This is a genomic window from Massilia sp. MS-15 (assembly GCF_020176695.1).
GTDB classification, from domain to species: domain Bacteria; phylum Pseudomonadota; class Gammaproteobacteria; order Burkholderiales; family Burkholderiaceae_D; genus Telluria; species Telluria hydrophila.
This window is the reverse complement of sequence record NZ_JAIWIA010000042.1, coordinates 1-21208: the sequence shown is the minus strand read 5'-3', so window position 1 is coordinate 21208 and position 21208 is coordinate 1. Positions and strand designations below refer to the sequence as shown.

Annotated in this window: 23 protein-coding genes; 7 read left to right on the top strand and 16 right to left on the bottom strand. The window is 66.8% G+C overall.

Annotated features, from left to right (window positions below; genetic code table 11):
* The first annotated feature begins 64 nt into the window (after positions 1-64).
* The gene (locus LCI23_RS16745) at positions 65-1246 is read left to right on the top strand and encodes a multidrug effflux MFS transporter (RefSeq protein ID WP_224947590.1); all 1182 of its coding nucleotides are present in this window, start codon (positions 65-67) and stop codon (positions 1244-1246) included.
* A 9-nt stretch (positions 1247-1255) separates the two neighbouring features.
* Here the strand turns inward: LCI23_RS16745 and smpB are convergent, their stop codons facing one another.
* Positions 1256-1705: an SsrA-binding protein SmpB gene (gene smpB, locus LCI23_RS16740; RefSeq protein ID WP_224947589.1), complete on the bottom strand. Its 450-nt coding sequence runs from the start codon at positions 1703-1705 to the stop codon at positions 1256-1258.
* Between the two features lie 118 nt (positions 1706-1823).
* On the opposite strand from smpB, the gene LCI23_RS16735 reads away from it, so the two are divergent.
* The 3 genes from LCI23_RS16735 to LCI23_RS16725 all read left to right on the top strand — a co-directional run bounded on the left by LCI23_RS16735 (position 1824) and on the right by LCI23_RS16725 (position 3881).
* On the top strand, positions 1824-2255 hold the full coding sequence (locus tag LCI23_RS16735) for a type II toxin-antitoxin system RatA family toxin (protein ID WP_224947588.1): 432 nt from the start codon (positions 1824-1826) through the stop codon (positions 2253-2255).
* Positions 2256-2268: 13 nt separating this feature from the next.
* Positions 2269-2568, top strand: a complete 300-nt coding sequence (locus LCI23_RS16730; RefSeq protein WP_235584471.1) for an RnfH family protein — start codon at positions 2269-2271, stop codon at positions 2566-2568.
* 131 nt (positions 2569-2699) lie between these two features.
* Positions 2700-3881: a diguanylate cyclase gene (locus LCI23_RS16725; RefSeq protein WP_224947586.1), complete on the top strand. Its 1182-nt coding sequence runs from the start codon at positions 2700-2702 to the stop codon at positions 3879-3881.
* Between the two features lie 6 nt (positions 3882-3887).
* Here LCI23_RS16725 and LCI23_RS16720 read toward each other — a convergent pair whose 3' ends face one another.
* Positions 3888-4379: a DUF4124 domain-containing protein gene (locus tag LCI23_RS16720; protein WP_224947585.1), complete on the bottom strand. Its 492-nt coding sequence runs from the start codon at positions 4377-4379 to the stop codon at positions 3888-3890.
* 154 nt (positions 4380-4533) lie between these two features.
* On the opposite strand from LCI23_RS16720, the gene guaB reads away from it, so the two are divergent.
* Together guaB and guaA are read left to right on the top strand one after the other, a co-directional pair.
* Positions 4534-5994 carry an IMP dehydrogenase gene (gene guaB, locus LCI23_RS16715; protein WP_224947584.1) on the top strand — a complete coding sequence of 487 codons (1461 nt, stop codon included), beginning with the start codon at positions 4534-4536 and terminating at the stop codon, positions 5992-5994.
* Between the two features lie 72 nt (positions 5995-6066).
* A complete protein-coding gene (gene guaA, locus LCI23_RS16710) occupies positions 6067-7677 on the top strand; it encodes a glutamine-hydrolyzing GMP synthase (protein WP_224947583.1) in 1611 nt (536 codons plus the stop codon).
* Positions 7678-7956: 279 nt separating this feature from the next.
* On the opposite strand, the gene fnr is transcribed toward guaA, so the two are convergent.
* The 6 genes from fnr to moaD form a co-directional block, all read right to left on the bottom strand.
* Positions 7957-8712, bottom strand: a complete 756-nt coding sequence (gene fnr, locus LCI23_RS16705; protein WP_224947582.1) for a fumarate/nitrate reduction transcriptional regulator Fnr — start codon at positions 8710-8712, stop codon at positions 7957-7959.
* Positions 8713-8996: 284 nt separating this feature from the next.
* Positions 8997-9446 carry a hypothetical protein gene (locus LCI23_RS16700; protein WP_224947581.1) on the bottom strand — a complete coding sequence of 150 codons (450 nt, stop codon included), beginning with the start codon at positions 9444-9446 and terminating at the stop codon, positions 8997-8999.
* A 157-nt stretch (positions 9447-9603) separates the two neighbouring features.
* Positions 9604-11751 (bottom strand): TonB-dependent receptor domain-containing protein, encoded by a 2148-nt coding sequence (locus LCI23_RS16695; protein ID WP_224947580.1) that lies wholly within the window; start codon positions 11749-11751, stop codon positions 9604-9606.
* A 205-nt stretch (positions 11752-11956) separates the two neighbouring features.
* Positions 11957-12565 (bottom strand): molybdate ABC transporter substrate-binding protein, encoded by a 609-nt coding sequence (modA, locus tag LCI23_RS16690; protein ID WP_224947579.1) that lies wholly within the window; start codon positions 12563-12565, stop codon positions 11957-11959.
* On the bottom strand, positions 12562-13017 hold the full coding sequence (locus tag LCI23_RS16685; protein ID WP_224947578.1) for a molybdenum cofactor biosynthesis protein MoaE: 456 nt from the start codon (positions 13015-13017) through the stop codon (positions 12562-12564). The genes modA and LCI23_RS16685 overlap by 4 nt, the downstream gene beginning before the upstream one ends.
* Before the next feature lies 1 nt (position 13018).
* On the bottom strand, positions 13019-13276 hold the full coding sequence (gene moaD, locus LCI23_RS16680) for a molybdopterin converting factor subunit 1 (RefSeq protein WP_224947577.1): 258 nt from the start codon (positions 13274-13276) through the stop codon (positions 13019-13021).
* Between the two features lie 206 nt (positions 13277-13482).
* Between moaD and LCI23_RS16675 the strand changes: the two genes are divergently transcribed.
* The gene (locus LCI23_RS16675) at positions 13483-14055 is read left to right on the top strand and encodes a nitroreductase family protein (protein ID WP_224947576.1); all 573 of its coding nucleotides are present in this window, start codon (positions 13483-13485) and stop codon (positions 14053-14055) included.
* Between the two features lie 12 nt (positions 14056-14067).
* On the opposite strand, the gene LCI23_RS16670 is transcribed toward LCI23_RS16675, so the two are convergent.
* The 8 genes from LCI23_RS16670 to LCI23_RS16635 form a co-directional block, all read right to left on the bottom strand.
* Positions 14068-14319: a hypothetical protein gene (locus tag LCI23_RS16670; RefSeq protein ID WP_224947575.1), complete on the bottom strand. Its 252-nt coding sequence runs from the start codon at positions 14317-14319 to the stop codon at positions 14068-14070.
* A 26-nt stretch (positions 14320-14345) separates the two neighbouring features.
* On the bottom strand, positions 14346-14597 hold the full coding sequence (locus tag LCI23_RS16665; protein ID WP_224947574.1) for a hypothetical protein: 252 nt from the start codon (positions 14595-14597) through the stop codon (positions 14346-14348).
* Positions 14598-14631: 34 nt separating this feature from the next.
* The gene (locus LCI23_RS16660) at positions 14632-17115 is read right to left on the bottom strand and encodes an adenosylcobalamin-dependent ribonucleoside-diphosphate reductase (RefSeq protein WP_224947573.1); all 2484 of its coding nucleotides are present in this window, start codon (positions 17113-17115) and stop codon (positions 14632-14634) included.
* Positions 17116-17207: 92 nt separating this feature from the next.
* Complete coding sequence (locus LCI23_RS16655) at positions 17208-17636, bottom strand: putative zinc-binding protein (protein WP_224947572.1); 429 nt, start codon at positions 17634-17636, stop codon at positions 17208-17210.
* Positions 17637-17647: 11 nt separating this feature from the next.
* Complete coding sequence (locus LCI23_RS16650) at positions 17648-18145, bottom strand: SCP2 domain-containing protein (RefSeq protein WP_224947571.1); 498 nt, start codon at positions 18143-18145, stop codon at positions 17648-17650.
* Between the two features lie 24 nt (positions 18146-18169).
* On the bottom strand, positions 18170-19057 hold the full coding sequence (locus LCI23_RS16645; protein WP_224947570.1) for a U32 family peptidase: 888 nt from the start codon (positions 19055-19057) through the stop codon (positions 18170-18172).
* A gap of 25 nt (positions 19058-19082) precedes the next feature.
* Positions 19083-20120 (bottom strand): peptidase U32 family protein, encoded by a 1038-nt coding sequence (locus tag LCI23_RS16640; protein WP_374041186.1) that lies wholly within the window; start codon positions 20118-20120, stop codon positions 19083-19085.
* Positions 20121-20264: 144 nt separating this feature from the next.
* Positions 20265-21197, bottom strand: a complete 933-nt coding sequence (locus tag LCI23_RS16635) for an IS1595 family transposase (RefSeq protein ID WP_374041188.1) — start codon at positions 21195-21197, stop codon at positions 20265-20267.
* Positions 21198-21208: the final 11 nt, after the last annotated feature.

Genomic DNA, 21208 nt, shown 5'->3' with positions numbered 1-21208 from the left:
GTACAATTGCGTCCCCCCCCGGACGCCTGCCCAGCAGTGCCCGATCAATTCACAAGGCACTGCCATGCACCGACTCCTCACCACCATCCTCGCCTGCCTCGGCATGATCGGGGCCCTCGCGATCGACACCTACCTGCCGTCGATGCCGGCGATCGGGACCGAATTCGCGGTAGGGCCGTTGGCGGTGCAGCAGACCCTCAGCGTGTTCCTGTTCACCTTCGCGCTGATGATGCTGTTCTACGGAACCCTGTCGGATTCCTTCGGACGGCGCCCGGTGATCCTGGCCGCGCTGTCGATGTACACGCTGTCCTCGATCGGCGCCGCGCTCGCGCCCACCTTCGGCTGGCTGCTGTTCTTCCGTGCGCTGCAGGGCCTGTCGGCCGGCGCCGGTTCGGTGATCGGCCAGGCCATCGTGCAGGACCGCTTCGCCGGCGCCCAGGCGCAGAAGATGATGTCCCATATCATGATGGTGTTCGGCCTGGCGCCCGCCATCGCGCCGGTGCTGGGCGGCTGGCTGCACGTGAGCTTCGGCTGGCGCTCGACCTTCGTGTTCCTGGCCCTGTTCGGGGCCGCCATGATCCTGCTGGTGACGCGCCTGCTGCCGGAAAGCCTGCCGCGCGAGAAGCGCCAGGCCTTCCACCCGGCGCCGATCGCGCGCAACTACCTGATGGTGCTGCGTCACCCGCAGTTCGTGATGCTGTCGCTGTCGCTCGGCCTGGTATTCGGCGGCCTGTCGCTGTACATCGGCTCGGCCGCCAACTTCGTGATGGAGATCCTGGGCCTGCCGGAGACCGCCTTCGCCTGGATGTTCATCCCCCTCATCGGCGGCATGGTGATCGGCTCGGCATGGGGCGGCAAGCGCGCCGCCAAGGCGCCGCCCGGCCGCCTGCTGTGGATCGGCTACGGCGTGATGGCCGCGGCCTCGGTGCTGAACGTCGGCTACAACGCGCTGTTCCCGGCCAGCGTGCCCTGGGCCGTGCTGCCGCTGGCCGTGTTCACCTTCGGCCTGGCGGTCGCCATGCCCGGCATCCAGCTGTCGGCGATGGGACTGTTCCCGCACAACCGCGGACTGGCCGCCTCGATGGTGGGCTTCATCCAGATGATGTCCTTCGCGCTCGTCTCCGGCCTGGTGGCGCCGCTGCTGTTCGGCAGCGCCTTCAAGCTCGCGCTGGGCGCCGGCATCGGCTGCGTGCTGAGCTTCCTGATGTGGCGCCTGAGCCTGCGCTTCGCCCGGCCGGCGCCCTGACCGGCCCGGTCAGCGGCGGTGCTGCTTCATCGCCGAGGCGACCTCGCGCCTGGCATCGCGGTCCTTCTCGGTGGCGCGCTTGTCGTGCTGCTTCTTGCCCTTGGCCAGGCCGATCTCGCATTTCACGCGCCCGCCCTTGAAGTGCAGGTTGAGCGGCACCAGCGTATAGCCGGAACGCTCGACCTTGCCGACCAGCTTGTCCAGCTCGTTACGGTGCAGCAGCAGCTTGCGCGTGCGCAGCGCCTCCGGGTGGCTGAAGCTGGACGCGGTCGTCAAGGCGCTGATGTGGGCGCCGAACAGGAACAGTTCGCCGTTGCGCACGACCACATAGGCTTCCTTGATCTGGACCTTGCCTTCGCGGATGGCCTTGACTTCCCAACCCTCGAGCACCATGCCCGCTTCGTAGCGGTCCTCGATGAAGTAGTCAAAAAAAGCTTTTTTATTGTCAACGATACTCATGAAATAGCGAAAATCCGCGTCTCGGTTAAACTACTGCTGTGGCGCTTATGCAAACACGGATGTGATGCCGCATGGCGCAAAATGCAACTCGTCCAACATCATAACAAACGGTTGACCAATGGCAGTAGTGCACAAATCAGTTTTTCTCGGCTATAGCACCGAGCAAATGTTCGACCTCGTCGCCAAGGTCGAGGACTATCCGAAGTTTCTTCCCTGGTGCGGCGGCGTGAAAGTGATCGAGCGTAGCGAGGACAAGCTGGTCGCAAGCCTGCAAATCAATCTCCATGGCGTGAAGCAGAGCTTTACTACCTCGAACCACAATAATCGCCCCACGCAGATGAAGATGCACCTGGTGGACGGTCCGTTCAAGATGCTGGAAGGTACCTGGAACTTCAAGCCCCTGCGCGCCGACGCCTGCAAGATCGACTTCGAGCTGCACTACGAGTTCTCCAGCATCATCCTGGAACAGCTGATCGGCCCGGTCTTCGGCATGATCGCCAACACCATGGTCGATTCCTTCAGCAAGCGCGCCGAGGCCGTCTATGGCTGAGACGGCGCCGGACATGCTGCACATTTCTGTCTGCTACGCCAGCGCGAACGGGGAATTCCTGCGTCCCTTGACGGTGGCGCCCGGCACCACGATCGGCCAGGCCATCGAGATGAGCGGCGTGCTGGAAGCCTATCCGGACATTAACCTGACGACCCAGCCGGTCGGCATCTACGCAAAAAAGAAGACCCTGGACACCGTGCTGCGCGAGCGCAACCGCATCGAGATCTACCGGCCGCTGGTGGCTGATCCGAAAGAGTCGCGCCGCAAGCGTGCGGCCAGGCGGGAGGGCGCACCGGGCCGGACGGGCAGCTAGGAGACGGCCTGTGGCGCAGGCAGGACGCGCCCGGAAAGAATGCAATAGGGTAGCATTTCTTGCTATCATGCACTATTCTGCGTGTGCGCGCGCTCCCGCCACCGTCTCCATCCTCCGCCCTCCGTCTGTCCATGCTGAGTACCCTGAGTCTGCTGTTGGTGACCACCGCCATGTCGGTGGTCATGCTGCTGGTCCTGAGTTCGCTCGCGGACAGCAAGCTGGCCGGCATCCGTGAATGGGGACAGGCGAACGCGGTGGCGATTCCGGCGCTGCTGCTGTTCGCCGCGCGCGGCACCCTGCCCGACCTGCTCACCATCGAGCTGGCCAACGCCGTCTTCCTCGGCACCAGCACCCTGATGTATGTCGGATTCCGGCGCCACCTGGGCCAGCCGGTGCCCTGGCGCATGCTGGCGGCCGGCGCAGGGGCGGCCTGGACCGGCGTCGTGGTGTTCCACCTCGGCCATGAATCGATGCCGCTGCGGATCACTTCGGTGTCCGCCTACCATGGCGCGGTCTGTTTCGGGATCTTCGCCAGCGTGCCTGTGGCGAGGGAAGCGCGCCTGCGCTATGCCTATCGCTTCACCCGGACCGCCGCTCTGCTGCTGGGCCTGGGCCACGCGTGCCGCGGCCTCTACTATGCGTTGGACGCCTACCGGCCGGTGCTGCTGCCCCCGGACACGGCGAACCTGATGTTCTTCGCGATCGGCACCCTGGCCCTGCCGGCCCTGACCCTGGGTGCGGTGATGATGGCGAATGCCCGCGTGATCGCCGACACCAGCTACGCCGCCGACCACGACTACCTGACCGGCGCGCCGTCGCGGCGCGCCTTCTTCACCCTGGCCGAACGCGAGCTGGCCAGGGCCCGGCGCAAGTCGAGCGGCCTGGGCCTGCTATTGCTCGACGCCGACCACTTCAAGCGCATCAACGACACCTACGGCCATGGCGTGGGCGACCAGGTGCTGTGCGACCTGGTGGCGCGCACGCAGCAGGTGATCCGCGAAGTCGACTATTGCGCCCGCCTCGGCGGCGAAGAATTCGCCGTGCTGCTGCCGGACGCCGATGCCGCATCCGCGCTGGCCGTGGCGCAGCGCCTGCGCGCCGCGCTTGACCGGCGAGCGGACGACGCCGGCAATCCGCATGGCGTGGCCTACACGGTGAGCATCGGCCTGGCCATGCTCGAAGCGGACGAAGGTATCGGCGAACTCATGCAACGGGCCGACCGCGCCCTGTACCAGGCCAAGACGGCCGGGCGCAACCGCGTGGTATGCGCCCCGCCCCAGGGTGCGCCGGGCGTGCCGCTGCCGGGCGGCTGAGGCAGGTCAGGGGCACTGCGCCAGCATCCGCCTGGCGCGCGCCAGTTCCTCGGCGCGTTCCTGGTCCGTGACGAAGCGCCGTTCTCCGTTCGCATCCACCTTCGCAATGCGAATGCCCGACTCCGCCTGGGCCCGTACCTCGCGCGCGCGCTCGCAGTTCTCGAGCAGGGCGCGCTGGCGCGCGGCGTCCTCGGCCAGCTTCTTTTCCTGCGCTTCGCGCTGCCGGGCGCGCTGTACGTAATCCGCTTCGCGCTCGGCCAGGGTGGGCGCCGGCCTGGCATCCACGGGCGTAGAGGCGGGCGCGGGCGCCGGTCCCGGCGCATGGCGCGCGGGCATTTTCAGGATGCGCTGCGGCGGCGTCGAGGGCGGTGGCGGCTGGTCGGAAAAATGGCGCGTGCCCTTGGCATCGATCCAGGAATACTGGGCCTGGGCACCGCCGGCGCCCAGCAGCAGGGCGCACAGGAGCGTCAAGTGGCGGAAAGGGAAGGGAGTTTGCATAAGCTGTCCTAAGGTAACAGGCTGATTTCGCCATGCTTCGCTCCGGCTGTCAATCATGGCGGTAACGCCGAGATGCGCGCCGATATTTGGCCAGGGCTGCGACAGGCGTTGCCAGTTTCTGTATAATTCACTTTTGCGCCTATAGGAAAATGCTATGCGTCTACTCCAAAAAGCACTCACGTTCGATGACGTGCTGCTCGTCCCGGCCTACTCCAATGTTCTTCCGGCCGAAACTTCCCTTCGCACCAAACTGACCAGGAATATCACGCTGAATATCCCGCTGCTGTCGGCCGCGATGGATACCGTGACCGAAGCACGCCTGGCGATCGCGATGGCTCAGGAGGGCGGCATCGGCATCATCCACAAGAACCTGAGGCCGGCCGACCAGGCCAGGGAAGTGGCGCGCGTCAAGCGTTTCGAGGCCGGCGTGCTGCGCGATCCGATCACGATTCCTCCCACCATGAAGATCCGTGAAGTGCTGGCGCTGTCGCAACAGCACGGCATCAGCGGCTTCCCGGTGGTCGAGGGCAAGCAGGTGGTCGGCATCATCACCAACCGCGACCTGCGCTTCGAGGAAGACCTGGAGGCGGAAGCACGCGCCAAGATGACCCCGCGTGACAAACTCGTCTACGTCAACGAAGACGCCGACACCGAGGAAGCCAAGCGCCTGATGAACAAGCACCGCCTCGAGCGCGTGCTGGTCGTCAACGAGGACTTCGAACTGCGCGGCCTGATCACCGTGAAGGACATCCAGAAGTCGCATGAGCACCCGCTGGCTTCCAAGGATTCGCAGGGCAAGCTGCTGGTCGGCGCCGCGGTCGGCGTCGGCGCGCGCGACGAGGAACGCATCGAGCTGCTGGTCGCGGCCGGCGTGGACGTGCTGGTGGTGGACACCGCCCACGGCCATTCGCAGGGCATCCTCGACCGTGTGAAATGGATCAAGGAACGCTACCCGCACGTGGACGTCATCGGCGGCAACATCGCCACCGCCGCCGCCGCGAAAGCCCTGGTCGAACACGGCGCGGACGCGGTCAAGGTCGGCATCGGCCCGGGCTCGATCTGCACCACCCGCATCGTGGCCGGCGTGGGCGTGCCCCAGATCACCGCGATCTCGAACGTGGCCAAGGCGCTGGAAGGCACGGGCGTGCCCTGCATCGCCGACGGCGGCATCCGCTTCTCGGGCGACATCTCGAAGGCGCTGGCGGCGGGCGCGCATACCGTCATGATGGGCAGCATGTTCGCCGGCACCGACGAAGCGCCGGGCGAAACCATCCTGTATCAGGGCCGCAGCTACAAGTCTTACCGCGGCATGGGCAGCCTGGGAGCGATGGCCGAGGGCTCGGCAGACCGCTACTTCCAGGAAGCCTCGAGCAAGGCCGACAAGTTCGTCCCGGAAGGCATCGAAGGCCGCGTCGCCTATAAAGGCAGCGTGCTGGCGATCATCTTCCAGCTGACCGGCGGCATCCGTCAGTCGATGGGCTACTGCGGTTGCTCGACCATCGAGGAACTGCGCGAGAAGGCGGAGTTCGTCGAGATCACGTCGGCCGGCATGCGCGAATCGCATGTGCACGACGTGCAGATCACCAAGGAAGCGCCGAACTACCGTTCGGAATAAACCGTCCATGAAACGCGGCCCGAGGGCCGCGTTTTCGCATTACCCGATTCATTTTCTATCCTTGCCCTCTCCATGCATTCGAAAATCCTCATCCTCGATTTCGGTTCCCAGGTCACCCAGCTGATCGCCCGCCGCGTGCGCGACGCCGGCGTGTTCTCCGAAGTCTTCCCCTACGATGTCAGCGACGAGTTCGTCCGCAACTACGGCGCCGCCGGCGTGATCCTGTCGGGCAGTCACAATTCCACGCTGGAGGGCGATTCCCCGCGCGCCCCGCAGGCCGTGTTCGAGCTGGGCGTGCCGGTGCTGGGCATCTGCTACGGCATGCAGACCATGGCCGCCCAGCTCGGCGGCAAGGTCGAGAACGGCAAGGTGCGCGAGTTCGGCTACGCCGAGGTGCGCGCCCGCGGCCATACGGCCTTGCTGAACGGCATCAACGATTTCGTTACCGGTGAAGGCCACGGCATGCTGCGCGTCTGGATGAGCCACGGCGACAAGGTGCTGGACATGCCGCCGGGCTTCAAGCTGATGGGTTCCACCGACAGCTGCCCGATCGCCGCCATGGCCGACGAGGAGCGCCGCTTCTACGCGCTGCAGTTCCACCCGGAAGTGACCCACACCAGCCAGGGCGAAGCCATCATCGGCCGCTTCGTGCACGAGATCTGCGGCTGCAAGTCGGACTGGAACATGCCCGACTACATCGGCGAAGCGGTGCAGAAGATCCGCGAGCAGGTCGGCACCGACGAGGTCATCCTCGGCCTGTCGGGCGGCGTCGACTCGAGCGTGGCTGCGGCCCTGATCCACCGCGCCATCGGCGACCAGCTGACCTGCGTGTTCGTCGACCACGGCCTGCTGCGCAAGGACGAGGGCAAGATGGTCATGGACATGTTCTCGAAAAACCTCGGTGTGAAGGTGCTGCGCATCGACGCCGAGGACCAGTTCATGGGCCACCTGGCCGGCGTCACCGATCCCGAGCAGAAGCGCAAGATCATCGGCCGCGAGTTCGTCGAGGTGTTCCAGCAGGAAGCCGGCAAGCTGACCAATGCGAAGTGGCTGGCGCAGGGCACGATCTACCCGGACGTGATCGAATCGGCCGGTAAAGGTAAAAAAGGCCAGACCATCAAGAGCCACCACAACGTGGGCGGCCTGCCGGAAACCCTGAACCTCCAATTGCTCGAGCCGCTGCGCGAGCTGTTCAAGGACGAAGTGCGCAAACTCGGCGTGGCGCTGGGCCTGCCGCACGACATGGTGTACCGCCATCCGTTCCCGGGCCCGGGCCTGGGCGTGCGCATCCTGGGCGAGGTGAAGAAGGAATACGCCGACCTGCTGCGCGAAGCGGATGCGATTTTCATTGAAGAGCTGCGCAACACGCCGTTCGAGCTGCCTGCGGTTGCGGGCATCGATCCGGGCAAGGCACCGGTCAACTGGTACGAGGCGACCAGCCAGGCCTTCGCCGTGTTCCTGCCGGTCAAATCCGTGGGCGTGATGGGCGACGGCCGCACCTACGAATACGTGGTGGCGCTGCGCGCGGTACAGACCCTGGACTTCATGACAGCGCAGTGGGCGCACCTGCCGCATGCGCTGCTGGGCAAGGTGTCGAACCGCATCATCAACGAGGTGCGTGGGCTGAATCGTGTTGTGTACGATATTTCGGGGAAGCCGCCGGCGACGATCGAGTGGGAATAAACGGCGTAGAGCAGGTCGCCGGTTTTTAAGAAGAATCAGGTGAGCCGTTGATCGTTCGATTCGAATGATCAACGGCTTTTTTGTGTCCTGGAGGAGTTGGGTGACAGGCGCCGATTTACCCAGTAGAGCGCCTCTCCGATCTTTCGGAAAGGCAACGAACCCGCATGGTATTCCCAAGGAAGCACCACCAAGACATCCATGAAAGCGCGGGATCAGGCTAGCCGGCGCCTTCGCGATGGGGCAACCCACACCGCGTCCTCGCGCCAAGGAGCAATCCAGTCAGTTCGTGCTGTCCATCCCGGCAGCCAGCGACTTCAGTTGCGCGAGATCGAGCAGGCGAATCTCGCGCTTGTCCACCTGGAGCAGACCAAGCGATTTGAACCTCGACAGCAGCCGGCTGATACTTTCGATCGTCAGGCCGAGATAGTTGCCGATCTCCTCGCGGCTCATGCGCAGTTGCAGGCAGGTGGACGCATATCCGCGCATCGCATACCGCGACGCCAGGTTGACCAGGAACACAGCGAATCGCTGCTCGGCGCGCATGTTCCCCAGAAGGAGCATGACGTTTTGCTCCCGCATGATTTCCTGGCTCATGGTGCGGTGAAAGTGGCGCAGGAGTGCCGGCACCTCGCTGAACAGTCCTTCGAGACGGGCGAAGGGAATCTCGCATACTTCGCTGTCTTCCAGGGCGACGGCATCGCAATGGTGGGCGCCACTGATGGCGTCCATGCCGAGCAGGTCGCCTGCCATCTGGAACCCTGTAATCTGGGCGTCACCAGCGGCATTGACGTGGTAGGTTTTCACATGGCCGAAGCGGATGGCGTAGAGGTTGCGAAATGGATCATTTCGTTTGTAGAGGAACTCATCGCGTTTGACACGGCGCCGCCTGCCGATGACCTGATCCAGTTTTTCGACTTCCGAGGGTTCGAGTCCCATGGGCAGACACAAGGCATGCATGCTGCAGTTCGCGCAGCTCGTCTTGGGCGTCGGCTGGATGTCCAGGGCTTTCAATTCAGCGAAATTAATAGCGTTCATGGCAGGGCCGTCGTCTGAGCATAGGTCAATGGGATGAACCCGGAGCACGCCATGTCAAACAACTGGATTGGCCGGGCGTCGGGAGCGACATGCCGGATCTGTCTTCGGTGCGAAGCAGTGCGGCAGATGATGGAATCGATTTTACTCGCCGTGGGCAAGCAGTCGAATGGGCATGAGGAACTAACTGGCCTAGGCAATTCGACCTAGGCACAGCAGCCATGACAACGCTGCAGCATTGGGAAGCTGCGCAGGCGCGGTCGCTGGAATCCGGTATTCTCTGCCGCTCAGGCGGCAATGCCGCGCCGGGCCGCCGCTCCCCTGACCCCGTTCGGTGCGCGTACGCGCGTGCGCTGCTGCAGGGCGGATACGGCCAGCACCAGGTCGGCGGCGTGGCGGTGCAGGTTGAGCAGGTCGCGCAGTGCGCTGACGACCTCGCGCCCGGTCTCCGGGCAGCCGCGCTCGACCGCCGGTGACACATGGTGCAAGGCGCTCAGGATGAGGGCGTTGTGTTCCCTGCGCTCGCGCAGCCCCGGAATGCCGAGCGCCTCCATGGTCAGCTCTTCGCGACGGAATCCGTCCTCGACCGCGACGACCAATGCGGGGAATTCGGCGGCGAACATCCGGTCCGGCGTCGCCGCGGCCCGGGCGACGCGCTGGCACAAGGCGTGCCGTGCATGGCGCAGGACGGTGCACAGTGCCTGGGGATCGGCGGCGACAGAGCGGCAGGATTTCATCACATTTCTCGACTAGGTATTGATGACCATCAGTTTCTACGCTTGCCAGAAAAATTTATTTGATGTAAGTCAAAAACCTCCTAGACTGGACGTGCAAGCCGCAGCGGCACTGCCATGCGAGGCGCGCCCAGCGTCCTTGCGCCGCCTGGCCGGCGCCCTATACCTCCACGTTCAGCGACAGCCACAGGCGCCGTCCCTCGAGGCTGTTCACGAAGCGGTTCGCATAGGTGAATGCGGCCGTCGGGCTTGCACGGTAGGCCTGGTAATCGACGAAGTGTTTGTTCAGCAGGTTGTAGAGCGCCGCGTTGATCGATACATTGCGGCTCAGCCTATAGCTGCTGCCCAGGTGCAGCATCGTATAGCCACGGTAGTCGCCCAGTGCCGCCTTGGCGGCGCGGGTCTCGGCCGAGCTGCCCGGGTCGCGGAAACGTTCGCTCCGGTACTCGGTGCGCAACCAGTGTTTCCAAGCGGGAGAGACCTTCCACTGCAGGCGCGCGTTGACGGCGTGGCGCGGGGTATCGGTCAGGGGCTTGCCGGCGTTGCTGCCGCTTTTCTGCTCGCTGTCCGTATAGGTGTAGTTGGCCGTCGCCGACAGGGCCCCGCCGAGCGGGAAGCGGGCGCCGAGCTCGAGGCCGCGCGTGACCGCCTCGTCGACGTTGACCGACTGTCCGAATGCGTCGACGTTCGGCCAGTTGCCGAAGCTGACGCAGCCCGGGCGCTGGGGCGCGGGCGCATAGCTGCAGTTGAGCAGGCCGGTGCCGCTCGTGATCTTGTCCCGGAAGGCATTATTGAACAGGCTTGCATTGGCAGTGATGCCCGCATGGTTGTCGAAGAAGAATCCCAGCTCGGTACTGACGCTGGTCTCGGGTTGCAGCCCCGGGCTGCCGACCAGCGGAATCGTCCCCTGGCCGCCGAAGCCGTTGATGCCCGGCGTGAGCTGTTCGACCCGTGGCGTCTTGTAACCCTTGCTGACGCCGCCCTTGACGGTCCAGTGCGGCGCCGCATTCCATACGCCGTAGATGCGCGGGCTGAGCTCGCCGCCGAACACGCTGTGGCGGTCGTAGCGGGCGCCGAGGGTGAGGGAAAAACTGTCGTGCAGGCGCCATTCGTCTTCCGCGAACACCGCCTTTTGCGTGAATGCGAACGGGTTCGGCGCCACGCCGTCGCGCATCGACGCATCCCACCACTGGGCGCCGATGGTGGCAAGATGCCCGCCCAGGGGAAGGAGCAGCTTGGCGTCGAGCACCCGGCTCTCGGCTTCGAGCGTACGCGCGCTGCCCGCCACGGCGCCCGGCGTGCCCGGCGGGATGGTGCGGCCCAGGGTTTCGGTGCGGTTGCGCATGAAGGTCGAGTCCAGCGTGCCGACGTCCAGGCGGGCGCGCCAGGACGCGCTGACCTGGTCGCGCCGGTATTCCTGCTCGGGACCGTAGCCGCCTTTCAGGCCAAGCGTGCCGAGCTGTCCGCGCGCATTGTCGTAGGTCTGGCGGCTGGCATCGGCATCGAGCACGACGGTGTGATCGGGGTGCGGCGTGAAGGCCAGGCGCGCGCCCAGGTTCCCGAGCTCGGACGCGACCGGATTGGCGCCCATCAGCGGTTTCGCCTCAAGGCCGGCCTGGGTCGTGTAGCGGATATCCGCCGCGTTGCGCCGCGACACGCTGCCGCGCACTGCCAGGCCCAGCAGGTCAGTCCGCACAGGGCCGCTCAGGTGGAATCTGGCCGAGCGCTGGTCGCCGAAGCTGGCCTGTTCCTGGGCCGTGTAATCGGCTGTCAGGGCGGCCGTCCACTTCCTGCCGACCTTGCGCGTGATGATGTTGACGACGCCTCCCATGGCGTCCGAGCCGTACAGGGTGGACATGGGACCGCGGATGATCTCGATCCGTTCGATCGCCCCCAACGGCGGCATGAAGCTGGTCTGGGTGCCGCCAAAACCGTTGGGCGCGACATTGCCTGCCGCATTCTGGCGCTTGCCGTCGATCAGGATGAGCGTGTAGTCGCTCGGCATGCCACGCACGCTGATGTTCATGCCCCCGGTCTTGTCGCTGGCCGCGCCGACGTCGATGCCTTCCACGCTTTCGAGTGCCTGGGTCAGGTTGCCGAAGCGCTCCTGCGCCAGCATCTCACGGGTGAGCACCGTGATCGAGGCGGGCGCCTGCCTGACGTTCTGTTCGAATCCTGCCGCCGTCACCACCACGCTGGAAATGAAGGCCGGCAGTGGCTCGGCTCCCGCTCCGGCGTGGAGGGCGCTCAGGCCCAGCGCAAGTGCGGTGCGGCGAAACGAGGGAAGGGGAAGGCAGGGGCTCGGCATGATGTACTCCACGAAGATAAGTCTTGATGGAAAGATCATAGCACGAAATGAGAATGATTCTCATTCCCAAAAATAATCTGGTTCAAGTTCTTGAATGATCGATACGGACAGGTGCGGTGCCCGCGTCAGGCCGGCTTGCGAGGATGCCCCGGTCCGCGCATGCGTCCGGGCTGCGGCCCAGTCGAGCGAGCAGGTCCTGCAGGGTTCAGTGCGTGTAGCCGTAGGAACGCATGATGGCCCTGGCCTTGCCCGAAGCCAGGTAGCGGGTGAGGGCCTGGGCGATATTCTCGCCCTGCACCAGTTTCGGGCCGAGCGCGCGTGCCTGGCCGAGCTTGTCCAGTACCTCGAGCGCGGCTGCGCCGTAGGGGGCGGTACGCGGATCGGCGATCGCAAGGTGGGCAAGGCCGGCTCGCCTGAGCAGCAGTCCCCCGGCGTCGACAAGGCCTGGTTTTGCCGACCACAGCGCCAGCCGGCCGACGGCGTAGGTAAAGCGGGTGCCCTTGAGCGCCAGGCCGTCCGCTTCCAGTCGCGCCGGGATCTGGTCGTCGGCTGCCAGCAGCACCTCGAAGGGCGCGCCGTTCCGCACCTGCGCATAGAACTTGCCGCTGGCGCCGAAGGAAAGAACGGCGCGCTGACCGGTGTCGCGCTCGAACCCGGCGGCGATCTCCTTCATCGGCGCGGTGAAATTGGCGGCGACCGCCACCTGCACCTGGGCCGCGCCGGCGCCCGGCGCCCATCCCGCCGCGCAGGAAACGAGCAGCGCGGAAAGCAGGGCGGGGCGGCACGCACGCAGCATGGCGGCCCCAATCGTCATTGCAGCGCCCATCTGGCGGCGGCCGTGCCGTCGCTTGCTCGGGCGTCGACCCAGCGCATGCCGCCGGGTGTGGTCTCTTTCTTCCAGAACGGCGCCCGGGTCTTGAGGATATCCATCACGAACTCGCAGGCGGCGAAGGCGTCGCCGCGATGGCGGGCAGCCACGGCCGCCAGCACGATCTGCTCGCTTGCCTGGAGCAGGCCGACGCGGTGCACGATGGCGACGTCGATGAGGGACCAGCGGCGAGCCGCCTCGGCGGCGATGTCCTGCAAAGCCGCATCGGTCATGCCCGGATAGTATTCCAGTTCGAGCGCCGAGACGCTGCCGCAGCCGCTGAGTTCGCGCACCGTGCCTACAAAGGCGACCACGGCGCCCGTGTCACGATGGCCGGCGCGCAGGCGGGCCAGTTCGGCGGAGACGTCGAAATCCCCGGTCTGGACACGTACCGCCATGTCAGCCGCCCGTCACCGGAGGAAAGAACGCCACTTCGGAGCCGTGCCGCACGGCGCTGGCGGTGGTGGCCATGCACTGGTCGACGGCCACCCGGAAACTGCGTTCCTCGGCCAGGGCCTCGATCCAGGCGCCGCCGCGGGCGCGCAGCGCCGCCAGCACGTCGGCGGCGCTGCCGCTGTCGCCAGGCAGGTGGACGGAATCGGCGGACACACCGAGGGCCTCGCGTAGGCTGGCAAAAAATTTCACTTGAATCTGCATGACGGTCCAATCGAAAGTGCGGGAAGAGGCCGGCGTGCTGCGCTGTCGCGGCCATCGCCCGGCCTGCCAATTGTAGGGACCGGCGCGGCGGGAGGCTGTCGGCACGATGGCGTAGCGCGCCTAGTCATTCGGTAGTAGGGAAGCCTGGCCCACGCGCGCGCATAATGGCCGGGTGGCGCCATGCTACTTTCGACAGGAATCGCATCATGATGGACAAACTATGGTCTTGCCTGGCCGGACGCCGGCATGTGTCGCTGCGGCGCCTGCTCGCCCCAGGACCCGACGATGCCGCGCTGGAGCGGATTTTCGCGGCCGCCGCCCAGGCCCCGGACCACGGCGTGCTGCTGCCCTGGCGTTTCATCCTGGTGTCGCAGGAGCGGCGGCCGGATCTCGGCCGCGCGTTCGCCGAGGCGCTGGCGCAGCGCGATCCCGGCGCCGACGAGGCGGCGCGCGCCGCCGCTTACGAGAAGGCCTTCCATGCCCCGTGCCTGGTCGCCGCCGTGATGGTGGACGACCCAGCCGGCGCGACCACGGTCCCGGTAACGGAGAAGCTGGTATCGCTCGGCTGCGCGGTCCAGAACATGCTGCTGGCCGCCCAGGCCCAGGGCTTCGCGAGCGGACTGGCGAGCGGCCTGGCGATGGAATCTGCCGCCATGCGGCGCCTGCTGTACCTGCTGCCGCACGAGCAGGCCATCTGCTTCATCGGTTTCGGCACCGGCGGCGCGGCCAAGGCGCCGCGTGAGCGGCCGGCGACCGGCCGCTTCGTCACCGTCCTGTAATCCCTTCCTTCATTACCGCGGTGCCGGCTTGCGGCCGGTCCGCGTGCCGCGTACTGCTTCGAGACGTGCAACCAGCATGCAGCCCGCCACCGCGGCGGCGCCGGAGGCGGCGTATGCCACTACCAGCCCGAGTGACCCCGCATGCCTGAACGGCAAGAGGGGCGCCAGGCCATGCAGGGCCAGCTGGAACAGCACCGGTGCGGCCATCGCGGCCGCCAGCAGCGCGCGGGTGCGCTGCGCCGCGGTGCAAGGGGCCGGGGGCATCGGTTTCGGCATGGCCGGCCCGCTTTTCAACTGCAGCAGCCGCCGCAGCAGCCGCCGTTGCGCGCGCCCGCCTGGATCTCGGCAAAGCCGGCGCGGGCCGCGGCTTCGGAGATGGCCTGGCGCGAGATCGCCAGTTCGTCGGCGTGCACGCTCAGTTCGCGCGCGCCCGGCACGGCGTCGATGGCATGGACACCGGGCAGGGCGCACAGCGTATCGACGATACGGGCCACGTCGGCAAAAGCGAGCGGGGTGGACAGCTGGAATTGATGTTGCATCATGATGGGTTCCTTGGGTTCGGTTGAAGAAAAAGGGTCAGCCGCAGCTGCCGACGTAATGGCAGCCGGTGCAGCGCTCGCAGCCGTCGACCTTGACGAGCGCGCGCGCGCCGCACTCGGGGCATTTGCGTCCGGCCTGGGTTGCGGGCCCGGCGGCAGGCACGGCGGCAGCGGGGGCCGCCTGCGGTACACCGGGCTGGCTCGCGCAGCGGGCCGCGAGCAGGCGGTCGAGTTCCTCGACCGGCACCTGGTTGCCCCAGGCATCCAGGAAGCCGCGCCGGATCAGCATGCGCTGCAGCGTGAAGGCGACCGCCGCCACTTCCGAGTCGTGGTAGACCGGTACCTCGACGCCGTCCTCGCGCCTCAGGACGCCGCAGCGTACCGGGCCTTTTTCCCAGACGACTTCGCGCATGTCGGCCAGCGCCTTGGCGATCGGACTGCCGGCGCGCGCCGCCATCGACAGCAGGCGCATGGTCGAGGTGATCCACTGGTGGCCTTCGCTGCGCTGGTTGGCGGGCATGAAGAATTCGAACGGCCTTTCGATCAGCACCTCGCGCCCGCCCACGCGGCCTTCGACCCGGATGAAGCTGACCGTGATGTAGGCCGCCTTCTTGCCTTCCTGGGTCGCATACTCGATCTTGGAGGTGATCGACTCCAGCTCGCCCAGCGGGCGGCGCTCGAAACGCTTGCGCAACGGGTCGACATCGTCCGGATGGACCGCGGGCGCTTCCGGAGCAACGCTCAGCACGCTGCCGGTGACGGCATTCGGACGGTAGGTCGCCAGGCCCTTGAGGCCGGCCCGCCAGGCGTCGGTGTACAGGTTCTTGAAATCCGCGTAGGGATAGTCGGCCGGGACGTTCACGGTCTTCGAGATCGCGGTGTCGATGTAGGGCTGTACCGCCTCCATCATGCGCAGGTGGTCCTGGGCCGCCATCTGCAGCGCGGTGACGAACTGCGGCGGCAGGGCGGCGCTATCGGACACGTCGTGGCCCTGGTGGCGGTAAAGGCGCCATGCGTGGTCGGCCACCTCGTAGACCCGGGTGCTGTCGTCCGGCATGCGCTTCTTGCGCTGGTAGGTCCAGGAAAAGGCCGGTTCGATGCCGTTCGAGGCGTTGTCGGCGAAGGCCAGCGAAATCGTGCCGGTGGGCGCGATCGATAGCAGGTGCGAGTTGCGGATGCCGTGCTGCGCGATGGCGTCGCGCAGCGCTTCCGGCAACCTGCCCACGAACTGCCCGGCCAGGTATAAGTTGGGGTCGAACATGGGGAAGGCCCCCTTTTCGCGCGCCAGCGCGATCGACGCGGCATAGGCGGCGTCGCGCAGCTCGCGGGCGATGCGCGCCGCCAGCGCGCGGCCTTCCTCGTGGTCGTAGCGCAGGCCGAGCATGACCAGCGCACTGCCCAGGCCGAGAAAACCCAGGCCGATGCGGCGCTTGTTGCGGCCTTCCTCGGCCTGCTGGGGCAGTGGCCACTCGGTGGCGTCGAGCGCCAGGTCGAGCATGCGCACGCCGACCCCGGCCACTTCGCGGAAGGTGTCGAAATCGAAAGACGCCGCGGCGGTGAACGGATCGCGCACGAAACAGGTCAGGTTCAGCGAGCCCAGGTCGCAGCAGCCGTAGGGCGGCAACGGCTGCTCGCCGCAGGGATTGGTGGCCGACAGGCGTTCGGCGTAGTACAGGTTGTTTTCGGCATTGATGCGGTCGATGAACAGCACGCCGGGCTCGGCATGGTCGTAGGTCGACCCCATCACCTTGTCCCACAGCGCGCGCGCGCGGACGCTGCGGTAGACCCAGGCGCCGTCCGGGCGTTGGTAGGCGCCCGCACCCTGTTCGTCCGGACCGGGTTCGGCGGCGTGCACGAGTTCGACGTTGCCATCTTCGACCACGGCGTGCATGAAGGCGTCGCTCACGCCGACCGACAGGTTGAAATTGCTGAACGCGCCGCCGTCCTTGGCGGCGATGAAGCGCTCGATGTCGGGATGGTCGATGCGCAGCACGCCCATCTGGGCGCCGCGCCGGGCGCCGGCCGATTCCACCGTGCGGCACGAGGCGTCGAAGACTTCCATGTAGGACACCGGTCCCGAGGCGCGTGACTGGGTGCCCCGCACCAGGCTGCCGGCGGGCCGGATGGCTGAAAAATCGTAGCCGACGCCGCCGCCGCGGCGCATGGTTTCCGCCGCCTCGGCCACGGCCGTATAGATGCCGGGCAGGCCGTCCTGCTGGCCGCTGATGGCGTCGCCGACCGGCTGCACGAAGCAGTTCATCAGGGTCGCCTTCATGCCCAGGCCGGCGGCCGAATTGATGCGGCCCGCGGGCACGAAGCCGTGATCCTGCGCCCACAGGAAGCGCTGCTCCATCTCCAGCCGCAGCGGCTCGGCTTCGTAGGCGGCCAGGGCGCGGGCCACGCGCTGGCGGACTTCGGCGATCGTGGATTCGTCTCCCTTCGCATACTTCTCGCGCAGGACATCCATCGACACTTCCTGGGCCGGAAGCGTCTGGTCGAACAGTTTTTCGGGTGCGTTCATCTTGTTTTTACGTGCTGATTCGGTCGCGGTGTTGGGTGCAGGTCTGCGGGTCCACTATCCCACGCTGGCCCGCCTGGCCGCCTTAAAGTGGTTCAAGGAATCGCTACCGGATGCGCATCGGATGGCGTCGCAGGCATGGATGCGGCTTGCGGCGCCAGCTCGCGAACGGCGGTGGCGAGCGCCAGCGTGATCGTCTCCGCCTGGGCCGGGTCGAACTGCGCGTGGTAGCGCTTGCGTACGCCGAGTTCGCCCAGCTGCGTGTGCAGGGTCGGCGTGACGCCGTGGCGGGCCAGGCAGCTGCGCGCGCACACCAGCGGGCAGCCGTCGATTACAACGACCGGACGCCCCGAGGTGGCCAGCCTGACCAGCGAGGGAACATCGCCGCCGACGCCGGCAACGCAGGACATCTCGGCCACTTCGCGGCGGTCGAGTTCGAGCGCGACATGGTTCGCCATCTGCGCCGCGCTCGAGCAGCCGGAGCAGGAGTACACCAGGGGAAAGGTGGAACGGTCCTTGGCCATGGCTTGCTCCATCAGGATGGGCGGCGCGCGGCGCCCGGGCGGCGCGCCTGCAGCTGGCGCAGTAGCTGGCGCGGCGCCAGCCAGGCCGGGTCGAACACCGGGCCGTCGATCGCATCGAGCGTGTTCTTGATCAGGAGGCCCAGTTCGGTGTCGCCCTCCATCACCAGGCGGCGGCTGAAGAAAAGCGTGTCCGGATCTTCCTTGCGCGCGGCCAGCAGGCCGAAGTCGTGCAGGGTGGCGCGGATCACCAGGTCGGGGAGTCCAGCCTTGCGGCAGGGGACGAAGCCCTTGCCGTCCCAGGCGAAGTCGAAGGACAGGGCGGCATCGTCGACCGCCAGCCGCAGGTGCCGGCGCGCCAGGGCGTCGCGCACGTCCTGCGGCAGGTGCCTGCTGACGGCGGTATTGAGCAGGGTGGCGAAGATCCGTGATCCGGGGTGGGCCGGCAGCAGCGACAACAGGCGCTTGACGGGCGCCGGCAGCCGGCGTGGAGCGGGTGATTGGCTTTGCATGGTATTCCTCGGTAATGAAGGGTGTCAGGCGGCGTGCAGTTCCTGGCCAGGTTTGCCGTGCCAGAAGCCGTTGCACGGCGCGGCCGGCATCAGCGCCGCCATGCGCTCGCGCGCCTGGGCCACCGTCAGGCTGCCGGACAGCACGGCGCGCAGCAGCAGGACAATGTCGCCGGTATGAGCCGATTGGGGACTGAGGCGCAGCACCCCGACGCCCATGGCGCGCATGCCCTCGAGTTCGCCGACCAGGTTGTAGACGCGTGCGGACTGGGTCTGGATGCCGTTCAGGACCAGGAAGGGCTGGGCTTCCTGGGTTTCCATCAGGAGGCCGTCCGGGTGATCGATGCAGCTGAAGCGGCAGTCGTCCTTCGGCAGGTTGCGCTGGCGCGCCGTGAAGCAGCGCGCCGAGAAGGCCAGCGGCATGCGGCCATAGCCGAACACCTCGGTCTCGATGCCGGCCGGCGCCTCGCGCAGCACGGCGGCGAGGCCGGCGCCGGACATCTCCAGCGGCATCACCCAGCGGGTGGCGCCCGCCTGCGCCAGCAAGGCAAGCGTCGGCGCGCTGTAGATGTTCAGGTGCGGACCTGCCACGAAGGGCCTGCCGTCCATGCACTGGACCGCGCCCATGTCGTTGGCTTCGACGGGGAAGCGCCCGTTGTCGGCGATGCGGCGCAGCGTGCCGAGATCGGGGCCGGACTCGATCAGGACCTGGGTCGACAGCACGACCTGCTTGCCTGCCGCGACCAGCTGGTCTCCGATCGCCAGCCAGTCGGCCAGGCGCAGTTCGTGGCGGCGCGAGCACACGGCTTCGCCCAGGTAGACGATGTCGACCGGCAGGGTTGCCATGGTGTCGTAGAAGGCGAATACGGTGGAACGCGGCCAGTAATACTGGAGCGGGCCGAGGGAGATTTTCACGGGACGGTCCTTTCCGGTTGGGGCGTCATTTCCAGGGGCGGTGGTAGGCGCCGAGGGTGTGCTGCTGGCCCTCCGCCACTTTGTCGAGCTCGGCCATCCATGCCGGCTTGACCGAAAAGCGCTGGTGGCTTGAGAGGCAGGTGTCGATCGCCTCGCGCCACACGCGGGTCACCTGGGCCACGTAGGCCGGACTGCGCTGGCGGCCCTCGATCTTGATGGCGCGTGCGCCCAGGCTGGCCAGCTTGGGCAGGATTTCGAGCGTGTTCAGGCTGGTCGGCTCTTCCACCGCGTAATAGGTTTCGCCCTCGACGGTGAAGCGTCCCTTGCACAGGGTCGGGTAGCCGGCCTGCTCGCCTTGCGCGTAGCGGTCGATCAGCACCTCGTTCAGGCGCGACTCGAGCCCCTTGGGCGTAGCCTGCCAGCGCACCGCCTTGGCCGGCGAGCAGACGCCGTGGGTGTTGGGCGACTCGCCGGTGGCATACGAGGACAGCTGGCAGCGGCCTTCGGCCATCACGCACAGGCTGCCAAAGCCGAATACCTCGATCTCGACCGGCGTCTTGCCGATCAGCTGTTCGACCTGGGTCAGCGACAGCACGCGCGGCAGTACGGCGCGCGCGATGCCGAAGCGCTGGTGGTAGAAATTGATGGCTTCAAGGTTGGTGGCCGAGGCCTGGACCGACAGGTGCAGGCGCAGCGCGGGGTGGGTGCGCACGGCGTACTCCATCAGGGCCGGATCGGCCAGGATCACGGCGTCGATGCCGCTGCTTGCCGCGCGGTCGATGGCGCGCCGCCAGGCTTCCCAGCCGTCCGGCTGGGGATAGGTGTTCAGCGCCAGGAAGACCTTGCGCCGGCGCGCCTGCGCGTAGCGGATGCCCTCCGCGATGGCGGCCTCGCTGAAATTGAGTCCGGCAAAATTGCGCGCATTGGTGGCGTCGCGAAAGCCGAGGTAGACGCAGTCGGCGCCGTTGTCGATGGCGGCCTTGAGGGCCGGCAGGCTGCCGGCGGGACAGACGAGCTCCATGCGCGGCTGCGTGCTGGTGGGGGCGGTACTGGTTGCTTGCATGGGCGGTAGGTGAGCGCAGGATGGCCTGCGAATGGATCGGGCCGGGCCGGGGCACCACCGGGCGGGCGCCTTGCCCGCCGCGAGACTATAGGCGCGCTGCGCCGGCGCGGCCATGAACTGGTTTAAGGAAAGGCGCTGTCACCGTTATCTGTTGATGGCTCCGATCGCGATACGCAGCAATTGTTCCGCAGTAGTGATGCGTTCGCCATCGAGCGCCCAGCGCCAGCCCAGGTAGTTGGGCAGGTAGCGCGAGGCCACACCGCGAAAGTGGCTGAGCCACTGCCGCAGGCGCGCGTGATAGGCGTTGACGTTCTGGACGTGGATGGCACCGGCAGCCCGGCGACGGACCCGTATGCCGGCCTGCAGGTTGACCGCCTCATGTGCAATGCGATGCTTGCGGGCGAATGCGCGGTAGGCGGCGTGGGAATCGCTCACCAGCAGCACCTGGCGGTCGAGCCTGGGCAGCAGATGGCGCTCCAGCTGCCCGGCTGTTAAGGATCCACGGCCTACGACCGCATCGATCGTCTGTCCGCTACGGTCGCGCGCCACCAGGATGCAGTCGAGCTCGCCTGAAATCCCGCGCTTGCGGGACCGGCCACCGCGCTTGCGTGCCGGTCTGTCCAGCTTGCGCGAACCCTTTTGCGATTCGAGTATGAACATCTCGTCCGCTTCGGCGATGCCGCTCAAGGTCTTGGGACGATCGTGCCTGGCCTGGTCGAGAAAGCGGTGGCGCCACCGGAAGGCCGTGTTGCGGTGTACGCCGACCTCCCCGGCTGCCTTGCGCACCGACTTCGATGCGAGCATCGTGTCCAGGTAGCCGAGCCATTTTTCCCGTAGCCGCAGGTGCGCCAGCGGTGTGCCACTCAGGTCGTTATAGGTGCGGCCGCACGCACGGCAGCGGTAGCGTTGCAGGCCGTTGGCCTGGCCATGCCGGTAGTAACGCTCGCAAGCGCACGCAGGACAGCGGCGCTTGCCTTCCTTGACCTGGGCAATGAGGGCGATGATGCGGTCGAGTCCGGCAGCCGGATGCAGGGCCGAGAGCGTTTGCAGGCGCTGCGGCACGTTCAGCGCGGGCAGCTGGGCGAACC

Bases quoted from the DNA above. Each gene is read 5' to 3' on its own strand.
- LCI23_RS16745 (WP_224947590.1), top strand. From the start codon at position 65: ATGCACCGACTCCTCACCACCATCCTCGCCTGCCTCGGCATGATCGGG.
- smpB (WP_224947589.1), bottom strand. From the start codon at position 1,705: ATGAGTATCGTTGACAATAAAAAAGCTTTTTTTGACTACTTCATCGAG.
- LCI23_RS16735 (WP_224947588.1), top strand. From the start codon at position 1,824: ATGGCAGTAGTGCACAAATCAGTTTTTCTCGGCTATAGCACCGAGCAA.
- LCI23_RS16730 (WP_235584471.1), top strand. From the start codon at position 2,269: ATGCTGCACATTTCTGTCTGCTACGCCAGCGCGAACGGGGAATTCCTG.
- LCI23_RS16725 (WP_224947586.1), top strand. From the start codon at position 2,700: ATGCTGAGTACCCTGAGTCTGCTGTTGGTGACCACCGCCATGTCGGTG.
- LCI23_RS16720 (WP_224947585.1), bottom strand. From the start codon at position 4,379: ATGCAAACTCCCTTCCCTTTCCGCCACTTGACGCTCCTGTGCGCCCTG.
- guaB (WP_224947584.1), top strand. From the start codon at position 4,534: ATGCGTCTACTCCAAAAAGCACTCACGTTCGATGACGTGCTGCTCGTC.
- guaA (WP_224947583.1), top strand. From the start codon at position 6,067: ATGCATTCGAAAATCCTCATCCTCGATTTCGGTTCCCAGGTCACCCAG.
- fnr (WP_224947582.1), bottom strand. From the start codon at position 8,712: ATGAACGCTATTAATTTCGCTGAATTGAAAGCCCTGGACATCCAGCCG.
- LCI23_RS16700 (WP_224947581.1), bottom strand. From the start codon at position 9,446: ATGAAATCCTGCCGCTCTGTCGCCGCCGATCCCCAGGCACTGTGCACC.
- LCI23_RS16695 (WP_224947580.1), bottom strand. From the start codon at position 11,751: ATGCCGAGCCCCTGCCTTCCCCTTCCCTCGTTTCGCCGCACCGCACTT.
- modA (WP_224947579.1), bottom strand. From the start codon at position 12,565: ATGACGATTGGGGCCGCCATGCTGCGTGCGTGCCGCCCCGCCCTGCTT.
- LCI23_RS16685 (WP_224947578.1), bottom strand. From the start codon at position 13,017: ATGGCGGTACGTGTCCAGACCGGGGATTTCGACGTCTCCGCCGAACTG.
- moaD (WP_224947577.1), bottom strand. From the start codon at position 13,276: ATGCAGATTCAAGTGAAATTTTTTGCCAGCCTACGCGAGGCCCTCGGT.
- LCI23_RS16675 (WP_224947576.1), top strand. From the start codon at position 13,483: ATGATGGACAAACTATGGTCTTGCCTGGCCGGACGCCGGCATGTGTCG.
- LCI23_RS16670 (WP_224947575.1), bottom strand. From the start codon at position 14,319: ATGCCCCCGGCCCCTTGCACCGCGGCGCAGCGCACCCGCGCGCTGCTG.
- LCI23_RS16665 (WP_224947574.1), bottom strand. From the start codon at position 14,597: ATGATGCAACATCAATTCCAGCTGTCCACCCCGCTCGCTTTTGCCGAC.
- LCI23_RS16660 (WP_224947573.1), bottom strand. From the start codon at position 17,115: ATGAACGCACCCGAAAAACTGTTCGACCAGACGCTTCCGGCCCAGGAA.
- LCI23_RS16655 (WP_224947572.1), bottom strand. From the start codon at position 17,636: ATGGCCAAGGACCGTTCCACCTTTCCCCTGGTGTACTCCTGCTCCGGC.
- LCI23_RS16650 (WP_224947571.1), bottom strand. From the start codon at position 18,145: ATGCAAAGCCAATCACCCGCTCCACGCCGGCTGCCGGCGCCCGTCAAG.
- LCI23_RS16640 (WP_374041186.1), bottom strand. From the start codon at position 20,120: ATGCAAGCAACCAGTACCGCCCCCACCAGCACGCAGCCGCGCATGGAG.